Source organism: Bacterioplanes sanyensis, assembly GCF_002237535.1.
GTDB classification, from domain to species: domain Bacteria; phylum Pseudomonadota; class Gammaproteobacteria; order Pseudomonadales; family Oceanobacteraceae; genus Bacterioplanes; species Bacterioplanes sanyensis_A.
Genome location: NZ_CP022530.1, coordinates 3,414,367 through 3,438,342, shown reverse-complemented (window position 1 = coordinate 3,438,342; position 23,976 = coordinate 3,414,367). Strand labels below are relative to the sequence as shown.

The following is a 23,976-nucleotide window of genomic DNA, read 5'->3' as shown; positions in this document are numbered from 1 at the left end:
CTCTGGCAAGGCCTTTTGCAGCAACTATAGTGACGATACGACTGCGTTCAGCGCACCCGTCTCACTGACAAGGATATTGCTGCATGACCACCCGCCTGTTTAACGCCGAACGAGTCATTATTGCCATCATTCTGGCCAGCGGTGCCTTTCATCTCAGCGCCTTGGTATTGGGCGCCACTACCTTTGCCGATTGGCGCTGGCAACACTTGCCGGTGCACAGTGCCTTGGAAGTGGCGGGCAGCTTTATCGCTTTTTCGGTGGCTTATATTCTGCTGCGTCTGGAGCGCCACGGCCGTGGCACTGAGTTCAATATTCCCATTGCGGCGGCGTTGGTGGGCATGGGCATGCTCGATGGCGTACATGCATTGGTGGAGCCAGGGCGATTGTTTGTCTGGTTGCATACTTCTGCCACCTTTGTTGGCGGTGTGTTGTTTTCGATGGTGTGGCTACCGCGACGTTTTCATGCCATGGGTATGATCTGGGGCGCGGGTGGTTTGGCGCTGTTTTTATCCTTGCTGGGTGTGCTGGTGCCGAACAGTGTGCCGGCCATGGTCGAGGAGGGGCAATTTACCGCTGCCGCGCGCTTTTTGAATATGTCCGGTGGGGTATTGCTGTTGCTGGCGGCGCTGCGCCTATTTTTATCTTATCGCCAGCACAGCAATGTGGATGATTTGCTGTTTGTATTGCACTGCAGCATGTTTGGCGCCGCTGCTTTGATGTTTGAACAATCGACCTTGTGGGATTTGCCTTGGTGGGGTTGGCATGTACTGCGCTTTTTGGCCTATGGCGTGGCCCTATGGTTTGCCGTGGCGGGCGATCTGTTACGCCAAGACCTGACCGAAACCGAACGCGACAGCGTGGCGGAAAGTCATCATCAGGTGGAGGACGACTTACAACGTTTGCGTCACTACAACACATCCATATTGCAAAGTCTTGCTGATGCCGTGATCGTCATTGATGCAAAAGGCATCATTACCACCTTTTCGGATTCCGCCGAAAAAATGTTCGGTTATCGTTTTGAGGAAGTTGTAGGTAAAAACATTAGTTGTTTGATGGATGACGGCGTTGGCCGCCATCATGATAACTTTTTGCGGCACTACCGTCCGGCGACCAGCTCTACTGCCGTAGGAACCACCCGAGATCTGCACGCGCGTCATCAAACTGGCCGCTTATTTCCCATCGAGCTGACGGTATCCAGCTTAGTTGCCGACGACGGCATGTCGTTTGTCGGTGTGATTCGTGATATCAGCGAACGTGTCAATCAGGCCAAAGCGTTACAAATAAGTGTGCAGCAAGCGGAGCATGCTAATCGCGCAAAAAGCGATTTTCTGGCCAACATGAGTCATGAAATACGCACGCCGATGAATGGGATATTTGGCATTTTGCAACTACTCAGGCAGAAAGTAACGGATGACGAGTTGGTGAATCTGGTACAGCAAGCGCAAGCCTCCGCCAAGCTATTGATCACCATTATTAACGATATTTTGGATTTCTCTAAGATTGAGGCAGGCAAGCTGAGTTTCGAAGAGCGCGAGTTCGATATTATGCAAGTCGTTGAAATTGTGATGTCGGATATGTACGTCACTGCGCAGGAGAAGTCGATCGGCCTGCAAGTACACTCGGCGACAAACCTACATGCACACTGGTTAGGGGATGAGGTTCGGGTTAAACAGGTCATCTTGAATATGGTCTCAAACGCTGTGAAGTTCACGGATGAAGGTCGTGTCGATCTGTACCTACATCACGATGATCAGGGCCTGCATATACGTATTGAAGACACTGGTATTGGCATGAGTGACGAAGCGATTGAACGACTATTTCAGCGTTTCGAACAGGCGGACTCATCCACCACGCGGAAGTTTGGTGGTACTGGGCTGGGAATGGCCATTAGTCAGCGCTTGGTGGAACTAATGAAAGGCAGTATTCGGGTAGAGTCGCAGCTGTCTGTAGGAACCAAGGTCATGATTACCCTTCCACTGCCTGAAGTTGAGGTCAGTGTTGAATCCGAAGCAGTCGATGCGGATGATGGCATTCCTGATTACCGTGGCAAAAAGATACTCGTCGCAGAGGACAACGCCATTAATCAAATGATCATCGACGAGGTGCTGGCTGCCACTCAAGCGGATGTTGTGATCGTCGACAATGGTGCCAAGGCTGTCGAGCGCGCATTGAAAGAAACCTTCGATCTTGTATTGATGGATATACAAATGCCTGTTATGGGTGGATTGGAAGCGATGCAAACGCTCAAGTCCCATTCGTATTCTGTGCCGGTGATTGCTCTTACTGCTAACGTCATGGCCGATGACGTGCAGTCTTATGAGATTGCTGGGTTTTGCGATCATGTGTCAAAGCCAATTGATTTACCTGTCTTATATGCCTCCCTTCGCAGATGGGTATTCGGATAAGTCCATCGGGCTAACTATCCCGCTGCCCGGTAACGACTTGTTACCAAACAGATGCTCCATTGAAATCCAGGTTGGATAGAATGGCGCCGAATTTTTCCGCGCAATAATAGGTGCACTATGTCGCTTTGGTCTCGCTTGCAACTAAAACGAAAGTTTTTATTGGTTGTGGCCGGTTCTCTGATTATCTCCATTGCTTTGTCAACCTGGGTGTCGAGCACCTTGGTGCGCGACCACGCCGTCGAGCGCATCTCAAATGAGGAAATCCCAGCGGTGTTGGGCAGCGTTGCTGGGCAAATTGCATTGCAACTGGAGACCCGCTTGGCGGTGACCCGCACTATGGCCAATAACTCCTTCCTGAGCCGTTGGATTGCCGACGGTGAGCAAGACGTGGATGCCTTGCAACAATACCTGCGTCAGATCCAGCAGCGTGAGCGCGCGTTAACGGCATTTTTGGTGTCCGGTGACAGTAAAAACTATTTCACTGTGAATGGCTTGAGCCGTCAAATCAGCGCCAGCGACGACTGGTTTTATTCTTTTATGCGCGGCAGCGACGACTACAGCCTGGATTTGGATCTTGATCAAACCACCGGCGTGCCGACCTTATTTATTAACTTTCGAGTACCCAATACTCAGGTGCTGACCGGATTAGGGCTGGAGGTACGAGCGCTGTCTCAGCTGATTGATGGCTACCGCATTGGTGAGGCCGGGCGAGTATTTTTGGTCGACGCCAACGGTGACATGAAAATACGGCCGCAATCGGCCAGTGACCTACCTGACGATTTGCAGCGTTACGGGTTATCTGGCCAGCAGCAAAGCCAGCTGTTACAGCCAAGTGGCGGCGCCGTTATTGAAATCGACGAAAAGTTAATGGCAGCGCGCCATATTCCCTCTCTGGATTGGTATCTGGTGGCCGAAATACCCACGCAACAGGTGTTTGCTGACCTTAATGCCACCACCGCCATGGTGGTGGTGATGAACCTGGCGTTGATTGTGGTGTTTACACTGCTGGCGATGTGGCTAGCAGCGTCACTGGCGCGGCCAATTATTCGCACGGCAAACATGTTGTCCTCCATCGCTGACGGCGACGCCGATTTAACCAGTCGTTTAGAAGTGGCTTCGCAAGACGAAGTGGGCGAACTTGCGCAAGCGTTTAACCGCTTTATGGGCAATATGCAGGAGCTGATGCGCCAGCTGGCCAAGACCGCCGATGCGGTGGAAGAAGCCTCGGCTTGGGTGAGTGACTCGGCGCGCAAATCCCAGCGCAACTGTCACGACCAGGTCGACAGTATTGCCATGGTAGCCACTGCCATTACCGAAATGGGCGCCACGGTAAAAGAGATTGCCGATAACGCCAACTCCACCGCCGATTCCAGCAGCGACTCGGCGTCTAAGGCCGAAGCCGGGCAAGCCTTGGTCACGCAAACCAGCGACGAAATCGGCGTATTGGATCAAGAAATAAATGATGCCTCCAGCGCCATTCGCTCGCTGGCGAAGGAAGTCGACAACATTGGCTCGGTATTGTCCGTCATCAGTGGCATTTCTGAGCAGACCAACTTGCTGGCATTAAACGCCGCCATCGAGGCCGCACGCGCCGGCGAGCAGGGGCGTGGTTTTGCTGTGGTGGCCGATGAGGTGCGCACTCTGGCGCAGAAAACCCATCAGTCGACGCAGGAAATTAATCAGATGATTGCGCGCTTGCAAGACGGCACTCAGCAAGCGGTCAGTGCGATGGAGGCTGGCAGCGAGCAGTGCCGCCAAGTGGTGGATCACGCCAACGAAGCGCGCCAAGCGCTGGACGGTGTGCGCAGTGCCATCGTGGCCATCTCGGATCGCACCTTCCAGGTGGCCACCGCCACAGAGGAGCAAGCCAGTGTGGTGGCCGATTTGAATCAACACATCGAGCACATCAACACCCTGGCTGAGCAAACCCTGCAAACCTCGTCAGAAACGGCGCAGTCCTGCGATGAGCGCTTACACAGTGCCGCAACGGATCTGACCGACATCGTGCGCAACTTCCGCTACTGATCCGTCTTTTATTTGCCAGCCTTACAGCCAATGCCGGAAACGGCGTTGGTTGCCCTGAATGTGCATGCTAGGCTGGCCGCCAGATATTAAAGGAGGTCTGACTGTTGCGTGCACGTCTTTGGTTGACTGTGCTGGCTTGCGTGCTGGCGTTGCCGCTGTTACTGCTGTTTCTAGCTCCGGGTCTTGGATTATGGTGGGTCGATCGCTGGTATCAACAACAGGGCGAGGGGTACCGCCTCGAGGCCGGTCGTTGGACCTTTTCTCCGTTTGCAGGCGAGCTCACGCTGACGCAACTGCAGCTGCACCATCCCGGTCATGCCAGTGGTGATGAAACACGGCTGCAACAGTTGAACCTGCAGTGGAACACGGCGCAGCTGTGGCAACGCCATGTGCAGGTGGAGTCGCTGCTGCTGCAAGGCTTGCAGGTTGAGCTGCGCCAGCACCCCAACGATGCCAGCAGTGCCGACCAGTTGTCCGTTGCCGGGCTCAGCATCCCAATGGCTGGTCAAGGCAGTGACTCTAAGGCTGACACCAACACCAAGCAGCAAGATGTCTCGTCGGCAGAGCCAGCCGAGCCATGGCGCATTAGTGTTGAGCAGTGGCAGATTGAGCCGGTCTTGCGTTGGCAGGCAGAGCAAGCCCCGGCCAGTCAGGGGCGGCTGCAGCTGTCATTTAGTGGTGAAGATTTTACTTGGCCGATGACGAAGCCAGTGCCGCACCGACTGCAATTGCAGTTGAGCGATGTCGCCGTTAAAGACAGAGTGTCTGGTGAACTGGCATTGCAGGTAGACGGTCTGTTGGCGGCTGGCATGCAGCAATGGCAGGGCGATATCACGCTGTCCGATGTGTCGCTGCACAGTCTCTCGGCGCCGCCGCTGACATTGCAGCAGTTACATCTGCAGCAGCTGCAGTGGCAGCAGGACAAGCCGCAGGCGCTGCAACTGGCGACACTGCAATTACAGCAACTCAGCATAGGCGGCGAAGACAGCCCGTTGCTGCGCCTTGAGCAATACCTCATCGACCAATTGCAGTTCAACCAACCACAGCTCAACCAACTACAGCTGCAGACTGGCTGGCACGACTACCAAGGTTTGCAGCTGACGGTGCTCATAGATGAGTCCGGTGCCATAGAGGGGCTGGCAGCCGAGACGGAGCAGGTGGCTTCTGCGGCAGAAAACGGCAACAAAGAGAAAGCTGCTGATCACTCATCGCCCGAGCCGGCAAAGTCCGATACCAGTGGCTTAAAGCCAGACGCCCAGCCCGACGTCCAATCAGAAACGAGTGATTCGCAGGCCGAAAGTGAGCTGTCAGTATCGATCGCCGGTCTACGCCAGCAAGGTGATGCGTCGATGATTCATCTAACGGATGCGTCGGTTAGTCCGCAGTTGCAACAAAACATCGCCATCCGCCAATGGCAGTTGGCCGATGTCAATTGGCAAGCGGGTGCACTGCAGCAGCCGATTCAATTTGATATTGAACTGGCGTTGGATGACTACAACCGCATTCGCTCACAGGGCCAGTTGAGCACTATTGTTCGCGGCGATAGCACCTATCCCCAAGGGCAGTTTACGGTGAACGTCGAGCAGCTTAATTTGGTGCCGTACAACGGCTATCTGGCGCAAGCCATGGGGTATCACGTGGCGCATGGTCAGCTGAATGTCAGCGCTGATATCGAGCTGGATCAAGGTCAGCTGGACGGCACCGTCGATACCTTGTTGCGCAACGCGCGCTTTGAGCCCGAGGACGATGCCGTTATTGATCGGGTCAGTAAACAAATCGCCATGCCGGTTGATACGGCGTTGTCGTTATTGCGCGATGACAGTGGCAATATTCGTTTGGAGGTGCCGCTGTCGGGAGATTTGAGCAATCCAGATGTCGGGCTGTCGGATTTAACCAAGCAGCTTTCAACTCTGGCACTGCGCACCGCCACCATGCACTATTTAAAGCAAAGCCTGGTGCCTTACGGCACGCTGCTAAGCTTGGCCGATTACGCCAGCTCGCAGCTGATGGCCATCCGCCTGGACGCAGTTGAATTTGAGGCTGAGCAAGCAGCGTTGACGGATCAGCAGCGTGAGCAGTTGGATAAAGTCGCTGCCATTTTGCAGCAAAAGACCGAGCTTGAGCTGAAGGCCTGTCCGCTGTTTGCCAGCGATAATGCACCGGATGATTGGGCTGCCATGGCAAGTCAAAGAGCGAGCTGGATTAAACAATATCTAGCTGCGTTTAACGATGACAACGACGACTCCCTCGCCGCGCGCGTCTCCTTGTGCAAGCCAGAATTGGCAGATAAGCACCAAGTGGTGTTGGGGGTCTGATGGTTGTTTGATTGGTCGCTAGACAATTAAAAAACGGCGCTTTTAGCGCCGTTTTTTATGTAAATGAACCTCGCAATAGTTCCCGCTCAGGATCGTCAGAGGGCTTTGGATCACTAAGCCGATTTGCTGCTCTAGCCAGCCACAGCCGGCGACATCGAGCCGAAGTTCCCTTGCACTCCTTATAGGCGTGGGCTGCAGGCCTCTATAACGTCGTTGTCGAAAAGGGCTAGCCGTTTTTTGCCATCAACGCCTGGTTCAGAAAGCCTACTGCACTCACGTAGAGCTGCGTAGAATTATAACGAGGTGACTTAATGCTCCAATATCTGACTGAGGAATAACTGCAGTCGATCCGTTTGTGGATTGGAGAAAAATGGCTCCGGTGTGTTTTCTTCGACGATTTCACCACCGTCCATAAAGATTACGCGGTCGGCGACTTTTTTCGCGAATCCCATTTCATGGGTCACACACAGCATGGTCATGCCTTCTTCGGCCAGCTCGATCATAACGTCCAGCACTTCTTTCACCATTTCTGGGTCCAGCGCCGAGGTAGGCTCATCGAACAGCATAATTTGCGGCGACATACACAGCGAGCGGGCGATCGCCACACGCTGCTGCTGGCCACCGGACAGCTGGCCTGGGTATTTGTCCGCTTGGTTGGCGATTTTTACCCGCTCCAGGTATTTCATGGCCACCGCTTCGGCTTCTTCTTTGGGCTTTTTCTGCACCCAAATCGGCCCTAAGGTCAGGTTTTCAAGAATGGTTAAATGCGGGAACAGGTTGAAGTGCTGGAATACCATGCCGACATCGCGGCGAATGGCTTCGATGTTTTTGACATCGTCAATCATTTCAATGCCATCCACCACCAGCGAGCCGCGTTGGAACTCTTCCAAGCGGTTAATACAGCGGATCATGGTGGATTTACCAGAACCAGAAGGGCCGCAAATAACAATGCGCTCACCTTTTTTAACCTGCAGGTTAATGTCCTTTAAAACATGGAAGTCGCCATACCATTTGTTCAGGTCGGTGATGGTAATAACGTCATCCTGAGTGTCGGTGCTGTTGTCAGTAACGTGATTCATAGTGAACGTCCATTAATCAGGATTTATGACTGGTGTCGAGTTTCTTTTCGATGTTGGCGGCAACGCGGGACATGCCGAAACAGCAGATCCAATACACCACGCCAACAAACAGGTACGCCTCGGTGGCATAACCACCCAGCCAATTGGAGTTGGTCAACGCAGTTTGGGCGGTACTCAAAACTTCAAATATGCCGATGATCAACAAGAAGGTGGTGTTTTTGAACAGCATGATGGAGGTTGCCAGGATGTTAGGCATTGATACCTTGATCACCTGCGGCAAAATCACCAACAGCGTGGTTTGCCAATAACTTAACCCTAAGGCGGCTGACGCCTCGTATTGACCAGCCGGAATGGCCTGAAAACCACCGCGGTAAACTTCCGCCATATAGCCTGCCATAAACAGAGTCAGCACGATCCAGACGCGCAGCAGCTTGTCGACATTGGTGCCTTCTGGGAAAAACAGCGGTAGCATCACCGAGCCCATAAAGAACAGCGCCAATACCGGCACGCCGCGAAAGAACTCAATTAAAATCACGCTGATGGAGCGTGCCATCGGCATATTAGAGCGCCGGCCCAAGGCCCATAGAAAGCCCAGTGGCATGCCCAGAATGATACTGGCGGAGGCCAGCAATAAGTTCAGGGAGAAACCACCCCAAAAATCAGTGCTGACGTATTCCAAGCCCAATAAGCGACCATCGAGAATGGCGATGGCAACAAACGGATACACCACCAACATGGCCAGATCCAGGCGATTGCGCAAAGTGTGTGGTAACCAGTAGGGCGATGACAGTACCACTGCCAGCAGAATCAAGCTGAGGTTAATCCGCCATAGCTCAGCATCTGGGAAGGAGCCATAAAACAGCTGTTGCGACCACGCTTGGATAAAGACCCAGCACGCACCTGCGCTGGTGCAATCACTTTGGGTAGTACCGGAAAAATCCGCTGACCATAATAGCCAGTCCAACAGTGGCGGTATAACCCATAGCAAAAATGCCAGAATAATAACGGTTATGGCACTGTTGACGGGACCATCAAACAAGTTATTACGCAACCAGGCTAGCGGGCCTGTGGTCGACACCGGTGCCGGTTGCGATGGTTTCGGCTCAAATACTCGCGCTGGTGTTGAGTTATTCATCATTACTTCCTCTCCACCAAGCTGACTTTGCGGTTAAAGATGTTCATCAATAGCGATATGGTCATGTTGACGGCGAAGTACACGGCCAAAGTCATAAACACAATTTCAATGGCTTGTCCGGTTTGGTTCAGTGAGGTACCGACGAATACGGTAAACAGATCCGGATAACCAATCGCTGTGGCCAGGGTGGAGTTTTTCACCAGGCTTTGATACTCGCTGTTCAACAGCGGCACGATCACGCGCATGGCTTGTGGCACTACGATCAGCTTCATGATTTTGCTTTCTTTCAGACCGATGCTGCGTGCCGCTTCGGTTTGGCCGTGTGGCACCGCCTGAATACCGGCACGTACCGCTTCGGCGATAAAGGCGCCGGTATACACAGTCAATGCCAGTGCTAATGCCATCAACTCCGGAATGACGGTGATGCCGCCACGGAAGTTAAAGCCACGCAGCTCCGGGTATTCAAACGAAAATGGAGCACCGCCAAACAACGACGCGAGCAACGGCAGGGCGACTAAAATGGCCAGTGAAATCCGCCATACGGGTAATTGCACGCCTTCGTCGTCTTGGCGTTTTTTTGCATAACGGCGAAACCAGATGATGGCCGCAATGGCGACAGCGATGGCGATGTAAAACAGCGTGGCGCCAGCTTCCTCGACCGGTGCTGGTAAATACAAACCACGCACGTTGAGGAAAAAGGCATCGGCCAGATTTAAGCTGTTACGCGCACTGGGTAAGGCCGCCAATACAGCGAAATACCAGAAGAAAATCTGCAGCAGCAGTGGAATATTACGGAAAGTCTCTACATAGGCGACGGCTAGGCGAGACACCAACCAGTTGCGTGAAAAATGGGCCACGCCCATCACGAAACCCAGCAGCGTCGCTAGAATAATGCCAATAATCGACACCAGTATGGTGTTCAATAAACCGACAAAAAAGGTATCCAAATAGGTGCCGGTTGCATCGTAAGGAATCAACGACATCAAAATGTCGAAACCGGCGGTGGTGGTTAAGAAGTCGAAGCCGGTCTTAATGCCTCGAGCTTCCATGTTGGCCAGCGTGTTGGCAATGATCACAAAGAACAAATAGCCAAGGGTGCAAACCAACAGAATTTGGTAAAAAACCGCGCGAACGTGCGGGTTATTGTAGAACGCCGGCGCCGAGGACGACTGTGGCTGGGGGCGTTTTGCTCCGCTCATGATGTAATCTCTCAAAAACACATCACCCGCCAAGGGGCGGGTGATAGATAGAACACAGGATTAACGGATTGGGTTGGAGTAGAGGATGCCTCCCTTATTCCACTGGGCATTCAAACCGCGTGCGATTTGCAGTGGTGATGACATGCCGACGTTGCGCTCAAACACTTCGCCGTAGTTGCCGACTTGCATGACAATGTTTTTCGCCCAATCTTTGCTCAGACCCATTTTCTCGCCAGAGTCGCCAGTCACACCCAGCAGACGCTGCTGCTCTGGGCTGCCAGATTTCAGCAGTGTGGCGGCATTGGCACTGGTGACACCCAGGTACTCAGCTTCCACCATGGCAGCCAGTGACCACTTGACCACGTTGAACCAAGCATCGTCACCTTGACGTACCACAGGGCCAAGTGGCTCTTTAGAAATCACTTCTGGCAGTACTACGGCAGCGCTTGGTTTTTTCAGACCAATGCGAATGGCGTACAGCTGTGATTGGTCAGAGGTGAGTACATCGCAGCGGCCGCTTTCAAAGCCTGCACGTGTTTGATCTGACGTATCAAAAGTTACTGCGGTGTATTTCATGTTGTTGGCGCGGAAGTAGTCCGCCAAGTTCAGTTCGGTGGTGGTACCGGCTTGAATACAGACGGCGGCGCCATCCAGTTCCAGAGCACTTTTAACGCCCAGTTCTTTGGAAACCATAAAGCCTTGGCCGTCGTAGTAATTAACGCCGGCAAAGTTGAGGCCCAGTGAAGTATCACGAGTGTGTGTCCAGGTGGTGTTACGCGACAGCACATCCACTTCGCCCGATTGCAACGCGGTGAAGCGTTCTTTGGCGGTCAGTGGTTTGTAGCTGATTTTACTTGCATCACCCAGTACGGCAGCGGCCACAGCGCGGCACACATCCACATCCATGCCGCTCCAGTTACCTTTTTCGTCTTTTTGTGAAAAACCTGCTAGGCCAGTACTCACCCCGCATGAAAGCGTACCGCGCTTTTTCACATCTTCCAGCGTGCCGGCACTGGCGGTGGCGGTTACGCCCAGTGCCAAGGTTGCTGTCAGGATAGACGCCAGTTTTTTCATACTGTGATTCTCCGTGGTTTTGTGTGCCCTGAGTTTGGGCAATTGTGTTGTTGTTGACATCAAGTAATCAAATACAGTGCCAATGTCGTTATTTTTATTACAACGGCCAGCCGAGTATGCCTTCCTCATGCTCAAATCTGGCCATGAACAGATGTTTGTCGGCGCTGAGAGAGGATTGCCGAACAGTTACAACTGTACTGTGTCTAATACACACGTATCGGCGGCTCAGGTCAACTGACATTTACGGCCGCAGTGTGAATTATTGTGGTGCAGGAAGGAAAGGGATGCGCTTTTTTTAGGCACAAAAAAGCGCCCACTTGGGGCGCTGGAAGTATTGGGTAGATTTTACTCAGCGTGTGCCACAGGTTTGACCACAAATAATAAGTCGCCCTGGTTCACTTGCTGGCCGTCTGTGTTCATGATGCGAGTCACTTTATAGCGCTGCTTGGCTGGATACAGCTCTGCGTCAGCACGATTAAACTGCGCTAATGATAATGGTGTGAACATCTTCATCGCCTCCATTAAGCACAGTGTGTGACCGCCATCAATAATGTCGCCTTCTTTCACAAACGGTGGTTCGCTGGGCGAAGACGCACCGTAGAAAATACTGGTCGATGGTGACAGCACCTTAAGCTCATCCGAGCCTTCGATTTTAAGCGCACTTGCGTCCACGGCGTCGGCACTTAAATCGGCGGACTGTTCGATGTCCTCGATTAAGGCCGCAATGTCCAAGCGCTCCAGTAAGCGTGGTAAATAGCCGGTATCGTAGTCACCTTGGCAGAAGACGTCATCGTCAAGCACACGCTTCAGCAGTGAAATGTTGGTGCAGACGCCCGTGATGCGAACTTCATCCAAATAGCTGCGCAGTTTTTTAATGGTGTCGTTGCGATCTTTGCCGTAGCAAATAATTTGCACCACCATGCTGTCATAAAACGGTGATACCTGCTTGCCACTGGCGGCCATCGAGATCAATTCGATGTGATCGTATTCCGGCAATACGCAGTCGCGTATGGTGCCGGGTGTTGGTACAAATTCGACCTTATCGCCTTTGACAACCGCTTTTTCTGCGTTAACACGCACCTCAATGGCATAACCATTCGACTTCGGCTGAATATCGGCAATGTCATCGCCTTCGGCAATGCGGAATTGTTGGCTAACAATGTCTACGCCAGACACGAGTTCTGTTACCGGATGCTCGACTTGCAGACGTGTGTTCATTTCCATGAAATAAATAGCGCGGTTGTCGAGGTCGAAAATAAACTCGACGGTACCGGCACCAACATAGTTCACCGCATCGGCCAGTTTCTCGGCATAGTCGTAGGCCGACTGCTCCAGCTCGCGCGGCAGCATGGTTGAGCCTGATTCTTCGAAGATTTTTTGGTTGTTACGCTGCACCGAGCAATCGCGTAAGCCCAGAATACGGGTGTTGCCGTGACGGTCGCGCAGAACCTGAACTTCGATATGGCGCAGCGAAGTGACGTATTTTTCCAAATACACATCGCCGTTGCCAAACGCCGCTTTGGCCTCGGTAGAAATCTGGTGGAATAGGGCATGGATTTTATCCGCCGACTCCACCACTTGAATGCCTTTGCCGCCGCCGCCGTGTACCGCCTTCAGCAATACCGGATAGCCAATTTCTTCGGCCACCGTGGCAGCATTAGCCGAGCTGGTCAAAATGCCATGAGAGCCCGGCACAACCGGCACATCGACGCGCATGGCGGTATTAATGGCATTGGATTTGTTGCCCATGGTTTCCATGGAGGAGACTGGCGGGCCAACAAAATTAATGTCGTGGTTGCCACACAGCGCAGCAAACTGACTGCTTTCCGATAAGAAACCAATGCCCGGGTGCAGTGCATCAATTTGTTCGTGCGCAGCAACACGCAGTACGGATTTGGCGTTCAGATACGATTCATCCGGTGTGTTACCACCAATGCACACAACGCGATCTTGTGGGCCGAGCATATCAACGGGAACCGATTCCATATCCGGGTCCGACTGCACCAGCACCACTTTAATGTCGTTCTCTTGCGCTTTACGCACCAGTTTTACCGCAGTACAGCCACGCGCGTGCACCAAGACTTTTTCGATTTTGCCGTATCTTTTGTTCTGGTTGGCCATCTCGCCGGTATCCGGCGCCAGCCGCTCAGCGCTGACGTAGCCTTGCAGAACACGGTCTAATACGTCGTCTACGGTGTGGCGTGCAACCGGCATGTCTGGGTCGATGGCACGCAAGCGTTCATCCAGGTCGGCAAAAAACGGGTGTTGCACCAAACCGTCCATCGCTTGCGGTGATACCGATAAATAGTTGGACAAAGTGCAGGTACTTGGCAAATACGAGGGCACCACAATTTGTCCGGCAAATGGCATATTGGTGCCGGAGAAATAATAGGTTTGTGCCAGTGGATGGGTGACAAAGCTCGCTTGTGCGCCGCCAGTACAATCACCAAAACCAAAAATCACCAACGGCAAGTCGTTGTCGCGCACGAAGCGCGTAATGCGGTCGTTAACGATGGCCATGGAAAACAGCGCTGCTGCACCTTCTTTGGTTTGCATGCCGCCGGATGATACAAAGCACACAATCGGCAGATGGCGTTTGGCGCACTCCACCATCAATTTGCAGAATTTCTCGGCGCTGGCCATATCGAAGGCACCGGCTTGGAAATCTAGGTTTGATACCAAGGCGCCCACTTGCTGTTCGCGCTCACCGATTTTAATCGTGCCAAGGCCGGTGATCACACCGCACGGTTTTACGTCTTTGTTTAACGCCGATTCAATGGACGAACGAAAGCCTGGGAAACCGACGGGGTCGGCCGACATTAGGCTGGCATTGATCTCTTCGAAATCGCTGAAAAAGCGCTCTACCAAGGCGTTGGCGGAGGTTTTTTTCTGACGCTTAGTGTCGTCCAGAACTTGCTGAATCAGCAAGTCATGGTAGGCCATGGTCAGGCGGTTCCAGAAATCTTTCCGCCGACCAATGGACACCGGCATGATGCGGCCATTGTAGCCTTTGCCTTCTTGCTCGGCGGCGTGGTACTCGCCCAGCAGTTTTTCAAAGATAAAGGTAATGACCACAAACAAGGTGTCGGATAGGCGCGGGAATGCCAGTTTTTTCCACTCTTCCACCGATTTTAAGAAAGCGCCACGGTTACCGCTTTTTATGAAATAGCTTAACCAGTGGTTAAACGACTCCCGCTCTTGGGTGGTGTAGCTTTCTCCGGACGTGGCTTCTGCCAAAGACTTATCCAGCAGAGTCTTTACTGCGTCGCGTGATAGGCTGCGGCTTTCGTTGGCTTCTTTGGCGACGTTCACCAGGTTGCTGATGAAGTTGTCGTACAATTGGCCAAATACCAGCATGTTTTGGCACACTTGCGAAAATTCGTAGCGCAATTCATCGTGCAAAATGGCATCGAGAATGGTGATGTCTGGGTGCGCTGGGTCCTGGATGCTTTCTTGGCGGAACTGAATGTAAGGCGCTAACGCCTCTTCTAAAATCCGACGATTGGCTTCGACTTTCACGCTGACGATGCTGGTGATCAGCGCTTGTGTACGTGTCGACAGCTTCAGTTCGTTGCGAATGTCTTCTGGAATCAATTCGCTGTTCAGCACCGCGTTTAGAGCGGCTGCCAACGATTGTTTCAAATCGCCTTTTTGACGTTCTTGTGCCACCGCCTGAGTAATGTCTTGGCGCGTTTCATGCGGCAAGCTGTCGCGGATATACACCGCCAATGGGTGCGGATTTTTTTCGATGAAATCGGCGACGGCGCTGGCATCCAAAATATCATTGGCGCGCAGCATAAAGCGGCTTTGCTTGTAATCTTCCAGGTAGTTTAATAGCCCTTGGAAGTTCACATTGGCATCGGACTTCCAGCGGTTAAACAAGTACAAGCCGAGGTTAAAGCACAGCTCTTGTTTGGCTTTCAGATAATTGTCTTTTGGCTCACCAAAGAATAAGCGAGCAATGGTCGAGCGACTTTCGTCTCGCTCTTCAAACTTACTCCAGAACGACTTCCAGCTTTTATGCAGGGTGTCGTCGTAGACAATTTTTTCCGGCGCTTGTATCCAGTTGCGGAATTTCCGCTGTGCTTCGCGCTCGTTGCGCTGTTGCAGCTGGCCTTCAGGCACTTCGTTCACCGCCAAACGGCCGTAGTTTTCTACCGTAGTGGCATGAATGCGGCGGCGCAGGGTCAAATAGCGGGTGTATTTATACGTCAGACCAAAGATATTCAGGTGTTCGGTCGGCGTTGGCGCGAGGAAAAAATTGGATTCTTTTTCCAATGCTTGCAGCTTGTCCGATGGTGACAAGAAGCGCGTGACCGAATGCTGATAGTGTTCCATCAAGTACGGGTTAGTGCGCGCAAATTCGATGGCGCTGGCTTCGATAGACTGAATGCCAGTCACAATAGCCTGGTGCAGATGGTAGCGATTTTCGTCGGCATCGGTCGGCGCGTAGTCGATAATACCGTCAATAATACCGGCTTTGCGCAGCTCGTAGCCGCTCACCCCAACGTATTTTGCACACTCCTGCCACGATAAATTGTATTTGCGGGCAATGCTGGCCAAGCCTTGTGGCTGAATGGTGTTAAAAATGCCATCACGCAATGACAACAAAATATTGGTGGTGGCCAGCGGAATGGCGCCACCGGAATAACCAGCGCCCCAAATGATGCCCAGCGTCGGTACATCGTTGTTGGCCATTTCTGTAATTAAGTGCGAAATCGAGTGCGCTTGGTTGTTGGCGTTGGCGGCTTCACCCGCATCTGCGCCCGGGGTATCGATAAAGGTAACGATCGGCATGGCGCGACGTGCAAAAGCGCGCGCTTGCTGCGCTGCACGGTTGTGATGCTGCGGTCCCCAAACGCCGTTATTGTGCTCACGGTTTTGGCAAATGAAACCAACGCGGCGTACTTCGCCGGCAAAATCCATGTCCGCTTCGCAGGTGTACAGTGGTCCGTCTTCGACCTCACTGATGGTGCGCAAAATCAGGTGTTTAACGATCGCTTTAGCGCTGGTGCGTGAGGCGTTTTCACTCGGCGTGACGACTTGTTCGATGTAGTCGTCGATGTTCAGTTGCTGCAATCGCTCGAGCTCGGTCTGACAGCGTTGTGGCGCCACCAAACCTTTGACGGTGTGGTCGACCGCGTTGTCTTCGTATTCGGGAAACAGAGAAAAATCGGCCGATAATTGTTCGGCAATCAGAAACAGTTGGTCAGTGTGTGTGTCGCTGGTGTTTGTTGTCATTGTGTCCGATATCCATCCAAAACAAAGCACGCACACGCTGGCAGCCAAAGTCCGATATCGCAGAACCGCCGGGTGTGCGCCTGGTTGGGGCGAGGGCGTCGCCGGAGCTGTGCCAGACTGGCATCAACTGCCCCAGATGACGCCCGAGTATGTCACTTTTGTAACGCCTGGAAAACCAAAGTCGCGTTGGTTCCGCCAAAACCAAAACTGTTCGACATTACCGTGCGTAATTCCGCTTCGCGGTTGCGGGTTACTATGTCGTAACCTGCGGTTCCCTCGTCCGCTTCATTGACGTTAGCGGTACCCGTAATAAAGCCATGTTCCATCATCAATAGGGTATAAATGGCTTCCTGCACACCGGCAGCGCCCAGCGAGTGGCCGCTGAGGGATTTGGTCGAGCTGATCGGCGGACATTGTCCGGCAAAGGCTTCGCCGCAGGCGTTCAATTCGGTGATGTCACCAGCGGGCGTGCTGGTGCCGTGCGTGTTGAGGTAATCCACCTGAGGTTGGCCGGCCATATCCAGCGCCATTTGCATGCAGCGCACGGCGCCTTCACCCGATGGCGCCACCATGTCAGCGCCGTCTGAGGTCGCACCGTAGCCGGTAATTTCCGCGTAGATTTTGGCGCCGCGCGCCAAGGCGTGTTCGTACTCTTCAACCACCACCATGCCGCCGCCGCCGGCAATCACAAAACCATCGCGGGTGGCGTCGTAGGGTCTGGAGGCCGTTTCTGGCGCTTCGTTGTATTTGCTCGATAAGGCGCCCATGGCATCGAACTGCATGCTCAGTGACCAGTGTTCTTCTTCACCGCCGCCGGCAAAGACGACGTCTTGTTTGCCCAGTTGGATCAGCTCCATCGCATGCCCAATGCAGTGCGCGCTGGAGGCACACGCCGAGGTAATGGAGTAGTTCACCCCTTTTATACTAAAGGCGGTGGCCAGGTTGGCCGACGTGGTGCTGCCCATGGTACGTGTGACGCGGTACGGGCCGACTTTGCGAATGCCTTTTTCGCGCAGCAAATCCACCGCTTCTACGATGTCGCTGGTCGAGGCGCCGCCCGAGCCGGTCAGCAAGCCGGTGCGTAGATGGCTGATTTGCTCTTCGGTCAGGCCTGCATCGGCAATGGCTTCTTTCATCGACAAATAGGCATAAGCGGCGGAGTCGCCCATAAAGCGCTTCAGCTTGCGATCGATATGCTCGCTGAGGTCGATGTTCGGACGGCCAGCAACATGGCTACGAAAGCCCAGCTCTGCGTATTCCGGAATAAAACGAATGCCAGAGCGCTGTTGTTGCAGTGAAGTCAGCACTTCGTCCTTGTTGTTGCCCAGGCACCCAACGATGCCGATACCTGTGATCACCACGCGACGCATAATTTTACTCTTATTCAATGTAGGTTGTTGGCCCCGGACTTAGCCGGCTATGGCCCCAGCATAACGCCCCTGGATTGAGGTAATATTGCAGTGGCGTTACCGCCAGCGAGATTTCTTGCCTGTGACAAGTGGCGCCAGCTGCGGGTCACTATAAAGCAGCGGCGAAACGGGCAGAAAGAAAAATATTATTAAGCTTAGAGAACTAATGCTTCATCGATGAGTGTATTTATGATGAAAAATCACGACGTGCGTTGGCACAAGGCGCAGCAGTTGCTGGACGAAAACGCCCTCGACATCGCCACCATGGCGGCGTGTTTGGGGGAAGAAGAGGCGCGTCTCAACACCATGCTGACCGACGCGCCCAGTCGTTCCATTCCGGATAAACTGGCGCGTCAGATGGAGCAGACCTTCAGCAAGCCAGGCGGCTGGCTGGATCAGCATGACGATGGCGGAATCAGTTTTGATCTGTTTGGCGAATAAGCCGCCACAAAGGCCACCACAAGCGCTGGCCAGCAATGACCAGCGCCAGCAGTGATGTGACCACCGTGAGCAACTGAGTGTCAGGGTAACGGTCGTCATGGAAAGCCAGTGCCAGTGTCGCCAAGGTCAGCAAACACATGGCGCTAAAGCGCCAGCCATTGCTGTGCACCCATGCGCGGTTGTTTGACCACACGATACAGCCCCAAGCGGTCAGCAGCCCCAGGCCGCCACCGACCAAGACATCCAATGGCCAATGCGCGCCAACGGCAACCCGGCTCACTGCAGCGGCTAAACCCACCACCAAAATGATCGCGGCAAAGCGTGTGAAAGTCATCGCCAGTAAGCCTGCCGCCGCCATGGCGGTAAAGGCGTGACCGGAAGGAAAGCTATGGTGTTTCAGCGTTGGGCCAATGATATGAAAGGCATCCTCGGCCAGTACCTTGGCCGGGCGTGCGGCATCAAAGCCGGCCTTGCCTAGATGTACGATCAGACCACCGACCAATAATACCAACAGTGCTTGGCCCAATAAGCGCGGGCGATAACTGGCAGCGATCAGCAGTGCTGCGACCGCCCACAAGGTATCTGCCAACAGTGTCAGATTGGCCCATAGCCAGTCGGGCAGGGTGGCGGTGAGGGCATTTAACTGGATGAACAGCGCCGCTTGCCCGCCCTGCAGCCACAGCAAAAGACCAGCGAACAGCAGCGCTACACCCAGTATCGGTGTTGAATTATTCATCAGTCACCTCAGACTGTGCCGGCGCTTCGAGTGTCGGCGTTGGCGGCGGTAAGCGTCGCACCAACATAATCGGCCCAGATTGGAACAGGGTTTCAAAGTGGTCGATGTCGATGCGGTCTTCGCGGCCATAACCGACCTCACCCACCTCCAGCCCGCGGCGTTCGGTGACGCGGTTGAGGTAAACGTTAAAGCTCGGCATATCGATGGACTGAGTGACAATCGGCTCGTTCAACAGGCGAGCGAATTGTGCCGCTTCCCATACTGGGCGCTGCTGCGCTTCACTGGCGGCCGGAGCCAGTACTAGCCAGACAAACAAGGCTTGCACGCCACCCACCAAAACCAGCGTCAGCCACGGCGCCAGGCGCCTCAGGGCAAAAATCAACAGCAGTGATAACACCCCAGCGCCAGCGGCGAGCATGGCAAACTCTTGGTTGATGTACTCGGCGGCGCGCTGCGCTACGGCCACTTCGATGGGGTTGGTTAAGCTGGCCTCGATGCTGGGCACCAGTGATGGCAGGGCGGCCAGTAGGGCAAAGAACAGCGTCGGGAAGACGGCGGCCAACCAACGACTGCTGAGCCAATGGCGATAGCGCGCCATTAAAATCACCAGCGGTGTACAGCCGTACAATATGTAATGCGGCAGCTTGGTGCTGGCCACTGAAAACAGCACCAACACCACCAAAAACCAGATCCACAAAAAACGATCCAGGGTTTGGCCGTTATTATCACTATCGCCGCCATCGCCATGGCGGATGTGCTTGATACTGGGCAGGATGCGAATCAGCAGGCCACCAAAGGGCGCCAGCACAAACGGCAGCACCAACGGATAAAACAGCAGGCCGCCGTCGTGTCCTTCCATGGCGTTTTTGAAACGATTGACGTTGTGCTTTAGGAAAAAGCCATCGATAAATGCCTGGCCCTGATCCAAATAAATCAACACGTACCAAGGCGCAGCGATGGCCAAATACAGCGCCCAGCCGGGGAAATAAAACAACGCTTTGAGCAGTTGCGGTTTTAATCCGGACGACAAGTAGTACAGGCAGGCAACCAGCAATGGAATGGCCACCGCAACCGGCCCTTTGGTTAAGGTGCCTAGAGCCATGAGCGCATAAATGGCGAGCAGTAATCGGTTGGATGGCGATTGGCTGTAGTGATAAATGCACAATAAAGTGGTCGCCAAAAACATGTTCAGCACCGCATCGGCTGTGGCGACGTGGGCAATGGCGTTGATACCCAGTGCACTGGCGGCCATCAAGGCGGCGGCGGTGGCCGTGGCCTCATTCAGGTATCGTCTGGCAAAAAAGAAAATCGCCAGCGACCAGAGAATGCCAGCTAAGGCTGAGGGCAAACGAAACGCCCAGACTTCGATATCAAACACATAAATTGAGGCGGCTTGCAGCCAATAAATCAGAATGGGTTTATCGAAGCGCAGCCGATCATTGAGGTAGGTGGTGATAAAATCGCCACGCTCGAACATGCCGCGTGTGGCCTCGCTGAAGGCGCCCTCGTCATGATCGAATAATAAAAAACCGTTGAGGTTTAAAAAAAACAAGCCGGCTAATGCCGGCAATAACCACCAGGGAAAATTCAGCTTACGCATGAGAGGTGTCTTTGTCGTCTCCGGAGTCCGGTGTGGTGGGCGTGGACCAAGCGTCGTCATCGAGTTGCGGCTCATCTTCGCGGCGATAGATGGCGTATTGCTGGCGTTTAGAGGACTCAAAGTATGTACGCGAAATCAGCTCCGACAAGACCCCTGTTGTCAGGAACTGCAAGGCGGCAATGACACACACCACGGCAATTAAAAACAACGGACGTGTGCCAATGTCTTCACCGAGAATAAATTTCACAAAGCCCAAATACACCATCAGCAAACCGCCGACGGACCCTAGCGCCAAACCAATGGAGCCAAAAAAGTGCCCAGGGCGAGCGCGGTAGCGCATGAAGAAATACACCGACAGCAAATCAAGAATCACGCGGAAAGTGCGCGAAATGCCGTATTTGGATTCACCTGCAACGCGTGGATTGTGCGTGACTACGATTTCACCAATGCGACTGGGCGGCACCACGGCAGCGACCCAGGCAGGAATAAACCGATGCATTTCGCCGTACAGGCGCACTTGTTTGATCACTGAAGCGCGGTAGATTTTCAGCGAGCAGCCATAGTCGTTGATGCGCACACCGGTGATTTTACCGATCAAACGGTTGGCAATGCGTGATGGAATTTTGCGCAGCAGCAGGTCGTCCTGGCGGTTTTTGCGCCAGCCAGTGAGCAGGTCGAGGTCTTTTTCCAGCAGGTGATCGACCATGCGCGGGATATCCGCCGGGTCGTTTTGCAAATCGCCATCCAGAGTCGCGATCAGCTCGCCTCGGGCCTCGTCGATCCCCGCTTGCATGGCCGCGGTTTGACCAAAGTTGCGACGCAGCTCCACCACGCGCACGTGGCGACCGTATTGCTCTGCCTCGCGCTGCAGCGCCTGCGGCGTGCCATCGGAGCTGCCATCATCGACCACCAGCAGCTCCCAAGAGCCTCGATAGTCCGCCAGACCTTCGTGCACGCGGGCCACCATGGCGGTGACGTTTTCGATCTCGTTGTACATCGGAATAACAACGGACAAGGACGGTTGGGGTGACTGACTCAAGGCAAATTCCACTTTAGTCTGGGCGGCTGCCGGGTTCGGGCAGCACTGCCGGTTAAAAACGTATGACAGGCACAGGCGCCGATCAAAACAAGAGCGCGATGATACCGAAAAGGCTGTGCCGGTAAAACACAGCGCCTATTGCACTGGTCTGTTGCACTAGTCTGTTGCGTCAGTACGACCGGCAGATGACAACCAAGGTTTCACCGCCAGCAGCAATACTCCCGTTAACAGGAAAGTGCATCCCAATACAAACAGGTGCAGGTTCACCGCCGCGCCCAAGGCGGCAATGCGATCGACGCCCCAGGGCAGCAGCCCGGCCAGAACGCCGGCTTCGTAGGTGCCCGCACCAGCCACGCCATGAATTGGCAAGACGCTGCTGAGCTCACCACTGGTGGCGCCAATCCAGGCCTGATGATACGGCAGTGGAATAAACTGACTCAGCAGCCAGGCGAACACCGCCAGCTTCAATGCCCAGTTCAACAATGTCCAAAACACCGCGCGGGCAAATGGCCAAGGCGACTTGGGCAGTACGTGCAGCAGCTCGACCAGCTTGTCGGACCAAGATGAATGGTGGCGACGCAGCATGGCTTCTGACGAGTTTTGCAGCGGCAGCACAATCAATGGTGCCACCATCAGCGCGGCCATCAGTGCATAGCGCCAGTGAGACGCCAGCGGCAGCAGCTGTTGCAAACTGATGGCGGCCAGCGCCAATAACGCATACAGATCGAGCAGGCGCAGCCACAATAACGCCGGTGCGCTGTGGCGGTAAGGCAGGGAAAAATGGCGTTTCATTAGTAGCGGAAAGGCGGTCTCACCGCTGCGCATGGGCAATAAATTATTGAAAAAGTTGTGCAGCACGGTGATGTGCAACAGCCTAGCGAACTGTCCGCGGCAATGCCGGTGAAAAAAATCGTAAAAGCGGATGGCGCGCAGCAAATAGCTGCCCAGCACCAGCGATACAGCGATCAGCAACGACGAGGGGGGGATGGCTTGCCAAGCAGCCAGTACCGCATACCAGCCAAACGTGCGTTCAACCAGGTAAATGAGGCCAGCCAGCAGGCCAACGCCAAGCCAAAATTTCCAGGACCGCAGCACCGCATTACCTAACTGTGATTGCAAAGCGGCGGATGGTTGCGCTGCATCACGATAATGTCAAGCCGAACGCCACTGATTGCCATGGCAGCGCTTGATTCGCTGATAGAATCACGTACAGTGCGGCGCCGTTGCGCTTTGGTTCAGGAACACACAGTGAAAGTATTGATCGTTAAAACCTCTTCGTTGGGGGATGTTTTTCATACCTTGCCAGCGATCGAAGATGCGTGGCGACAAGTTCCTGGTATCGAGTTTCACTGGCTGGTGGAGGAGGCGTTTGCCGATATTCCCAGCTGGCACCCGGCGGTCACTCGGGTAATTCCTGTCGCTTGGCGGCGCTGGCGCAAGCAATTATTTAACGCCGAACACCGCCAGCAAATGGCGGGTTTTCTGCGCCAACTGCGCGAGCAACACTACGATGTGGTGATTGATGCCCAGGGGTTGATCAAAAGCGCGCTGTTCACCCGCTTGGCCAAAGGGCCGAGATACGGTCTCAATAAACACTCCTGTCGCGAACCGTTGGCGGCGCTGGCATATCAGCATCCACAACCGGTGGCCAAAGGTCAGCATGCCATTCCCCGCGTACGCCAGCTGTTGTCGCAAGTACTGGAATACACACTGCCCGATGAGCTGTCTTACGGTCTGGACAAGCACCGTTGGCCGCGGCCTGCGGTGGATGGTGACTATTGGCTATTCCTGCACGGCACCACTTGGGTGACCAAGCTTTGGCCAGAGGTATATTGGCGCCAGCTGGCTGAGCAAGTGATCGCTTCTGGTCGCAAGGTGATATTGCCGTGGGGCAATGACGAAGAAAAGCAACGCGCCGAGCGCATCGCACAGGGGCTAGACGCTGCTGAGGTACTGCCAAAGATGGGGTTGGATGCACTCAACGCCTATTTGGCTCACGCCCAAGCCGTGGTGGGGGTCGATACTGGGCTATCGCATGTCGTAGCGGCGTTGTCGGTGCCGGCGGTGGCCATTTACGGTGCCACCGATGCCAAACTCACCGGTGTGCTGGGTCCGCAAGTGACCGTGATGAGCAGCGAGCGCAGCTGTGCACCGTGTTTGTCGAAGCAGTGTTTGCAGCCCGATGACGGCGCTGTTCAGCCACCGTGTTATCGCGATGTACCGCCGCAGCGCGTGTTCGAACACCTGAACGGCCAGCTGTAGCAAAAGTGACAGCCGC

15 protein-coding genes are annotated in these 23,976 nt (G+C 54.1%); 5 read left to right on the top strand and 10 right to left on the bottom strand.

Annotated elements, in window-relative coordinates; all coding sequences use genetic code 11:
* Window positions 1–83 precede the first annotated feature (83 nt).
* The 3 genes from CHH28_RS15785 (at window position 84) to CHH28_RS15775 (ending at window position 6,745) form a co-directional block, all read left to right on the top strand.
* Complete coding sequence (locus CHH28_RS15785; RefSeq protein ID WP_094061218.1) at window positions 84–2,405, top strand: ATP-binding protein; 2,322 nt, start codon at window positions 84–86, stop codon at window positions 2,403–2,405.
* Between the two features lie 117 nt (window positions 2,406–2,522).
* Window positions 2,523–4,430, top strand: a complete 1,908-nt coding sequence (locus CHH28_RS15780; RefSeq protein ID WP_094061217.1) for a methyl-accepting chemotaxis protein — start codon at window positions 2,523–2,525, stop codon at window positions 4,428–4,430.
* 104 nt (window positions 4,431–4,534) lie between these two features.
* Entirely contained in the window at window positions 4,535–6,745 is a 2,211-nt protein-coding gene (locus CHH28_RS15775; protein WP_157729947.1) for a DUF748 domain-containing protein, read from the top strand.
* Window positions 6,746–7,053: 308 nt separating this feature from the next.
* Here the strand turns inward: CHH28_RS15775 and CHH28_RS15770 are convergent, their stop codons facing one another.
* The 6 genes from CHH28_RS15770 to fabB form a co-directional block, all read right to left on the bottom strand.
* On the bottom strand, window positions 7,054–7,824 hold the full coding sequence (locus CHH28_RS15770) for an amino acid ABC transporter ATP-binding protein (protein ID WP_094061215.1): 771 nt from the start codon (window positions 7,822–7,824) through the stop codon (window positions 7,054–7,056).
* A gap of 16 nt (window positions 7,825–7,840) precedes the next feature.
* On the bottom strand, window positions 7,841–8,962 hold the full coding sequence (locus CHH28_RS15765; RefSeq protein ID WP_233243634.1) for an amino acid ABC transporter permease: 1,122 nt from the start codon (window positions 8,960–8,962) through the stop codon (window positions 7,841–7,843).
* Window positions 8,962–10,158 carry an amino acid ABC transporter permease gene (locus tag CHH28_RS15760; RefSeq protein ID WP_094061213.1) on the bottom strand — a complete coding sequence of 399 codons (1,197 nt, stop codon included), beginning with the start codon at window positions 10,156–10,158 and terminating at the stop codon, window positions 8,962–8,964. The genes CHH28_RS15765 and CHH28_RS15760 overlap by 1 nt, the downstream gene beginning before the upstream one ends.
* Window positions 10,159–10,218: 60 nt before the next feature.
* Window positions 10,219–11,232: an amino acid ABC transporter substrate-binding protein gene (locus CHH28_RS15755; protein WP_094061212.1), complete on the bottom strand. Its 1,014-nt coding sequence runs from the start codon at window positions 11,230–11,232 to the stop codon at window positions 10,219–10,221.
* Window positions 11,233–11,577: 345 nt separating this feature from the next.
* Window positions 11,578–16,473 carry a biotin carboxylase N-terminal domain-containing protein gene (locus CHH28_RS15750; protein WP_094061211.1) on the bottom strand — a complete coding sequence of 1,632 codons (4,896 nt, stop codon included), beginning with the start codon at window positions 16,471–16,473 and terminating at the stop codon, window positions 11,578–11,580.
* Between the two features lie 152 nt (window positions 16,474–16,625).
* The gene (gene fabB, locus CHH28_RS15745; RefSeq protein ID WP_094061210.1) at window positions 16,626–17,843 is read right to left on the bottom strand and encodes a beta-ketoacyl-ACP synthase I; all 1,218 of its coding nucleotides are present in this window, start codon (window positions 17,841–17,843) and stop codon (window positions 16,626–16,628) included.
* A 228-nt stretch (window positions 17,844–18,071) separates the two neighbouring features.
* On the opposite strand from fabB, the gene CHH28_RS15740 reads away from it, so the two are divergent.
* Window positions 18,072–18,323 (top strand): hypothetical protein, encoded by a 252-nt coding sequence (locus tag CHH28_RS15740; protein WP_094061209.1) that lies wholly within the window; start codon window positions 18,072–18,074, stop codon window positions 18,321–18,323.
* Here the strand turns inward: CHH28_RS15740 and CHH28_RS15735 are convergent.
* The 4 genes from CHH28_RS15735 to CHH28_RS15720 all read right to left on the bottom strand — a co-directional run bounded on the left by CHH28_RS15735 (window position 18,298) and on the right by CHH28_RS15720 (window position 22,793).
* On the bottom strand, window positions 18,298–19,059 hold the full coding sequence (locus CHH28_RS15735) for a phosphatase PAP2 family protein (protein ID WP_094061208.1): 762 nt from the start codon (window positions 19,057–19,059) through the stop codon (window positions 18,298–18,300). The two genes, CHH28_RS15740 and CHH28_RS15735, sit on opposite strands and share 26 nt — an antisense overlap.
* Window positions 19,052–20,659, bottom strand: a complete 1,608-nt coding sequence (locus CHH28_RS15730) for an ArnT family glycosyltransferase (RefSeq protein WP_157729946.1) — start codon at window positions 20,657–20,659, stop codon at window positions 19,052–19,054. Before CHH28_RS15730 ends, CHH28_RS15735 begins: the two co-directional genes overlap by 8 nt.
* The gene (locus CHH28_RS15725; RefSeq protein ID WP_094062111.1) at window positions 20,652–21,698 is read right to left on the bottom strand and encodes a glycosyltransferase family 2 protein; all 1,047 of its coding nucleotides are present in this window, start codon (window positions 21,696–21,698) and stop codon (window positions 20,652–20,654) included. Before CHH28_RS15725 ends, CHH28_RS15730 begins: the two co-directional genes overlap by 8 nt.
* Window positions 21,699–21,854: 156 nt before the next feature.
* The gene (locus tag CHH28_RS15720) at window positions 21,855–22,793 is read right to left on the bottom strand and encodes a lysylphosphatidylglycerol synthase transmembrane domain-containing protein (protein WP_094062110.1); all 939 of its coding nucleotides are present in this window, start codon (window positions 22,791–22,793) and stop codon (window positions 21,855–21,857) included.
* 153 nt (window positions 22,794–22,946) lie between these two features.
* Here CHH28_RS15720 and waaC point away from each other — a divergent pair, with 153 nt between their 5' ends.
* Window positions 22,947–23,960 (top strand): lipopolysaccharide heptosyltransferase I, encoded by a 1,014-nt coding sequence (waaC, locus tag CHH28_RS15715; protein WP_094061206.1) that lies wholly within the window; start codon window positions 22,947–22,949, stop codon window positions 23,958–23,960.
* The last annotated feature ends 16 nt before the right edge of the window (window positions 23,961–23,976 follow it).

Bases quoted from the DNA above. Each gene is read 5' to 3' on its own strand.
- CHH28_RS15785 (WP_094061218.1), top strand. From the start codon at position 84: ATGACCACCCGCCTGTTTAACGCCGAACGAGTCATTATTGCCATCATT.
- CHH28_RS15780 (WP_094061217.1), top strand. From the start codon at position 2,523: ATGTCGCTTTGGTCTCGCTTGCAACTAAAACGAAAGTTTTTATTGGTT.
- CHH28_RS15770 (WP_094061215.1), bottom strand. From the start codon at position 7,824: ATGAATCACGTTACTGACAACAGCACCGACACTCAGGATGACGTTATT.
- CHH28_RS15765 (WP_233243634.1), bottom strand. From the start codon at position 8,962: ATGATGAATAACTCAACACCAGCGCGAGTATTTGAGCCGAAACCATCG.
- CHH28_RS15760 (WP_094061213.1), bottom strand. From the start codon at position 10,158: ATGAGCGGAGCAAAACGCCCCCAGCCACAGTCGTCCTCGGCGCCGGCG.
- CHH28_RS15755 (WP_094061212.1), bottom strand. From the start codon at position 11,232: ATGAAAAAACTGGCGTCTATCCTGACAGCAACCTTGGCACTGGGCGTA.
- CHH28_RS15750 (WP_094061211.1), bottom strand. From the start codon at position 16,473: ATGACAACAAACACCAGCGACACACACACTGACCAACTGTTTCTGATT.
- fabB (WP_094061210.1), bottom strand. From the start codon at position 17,843: ATGCGTCGCGTGGTGATCACAGGTATCGGCATCGTTGGGTGCCTGGGC.
- CHH28_RS15740 (WP_094061209.1), top strand. From the start codon at position 18,072: ATGATGAAAAATCACGACGTGCGTTGGCACAAGGCGCAGCAGTTGCTG.
- CHH28_RS15735 (WP_094061208.1), bottom strand. From the start codon at position 19,059: ATGAATAATTCAACACCGATACTGGGTGTAGCGCTGCTGTTCGCTGGT.
- CHH28_RS15730 (WP_157729946.1), bottom strand. From the start codon at position 20,659: ATGCGTAAGCTGAATTTTCCCTGGTGGTTATTGCCGGCATTAGCCGGC.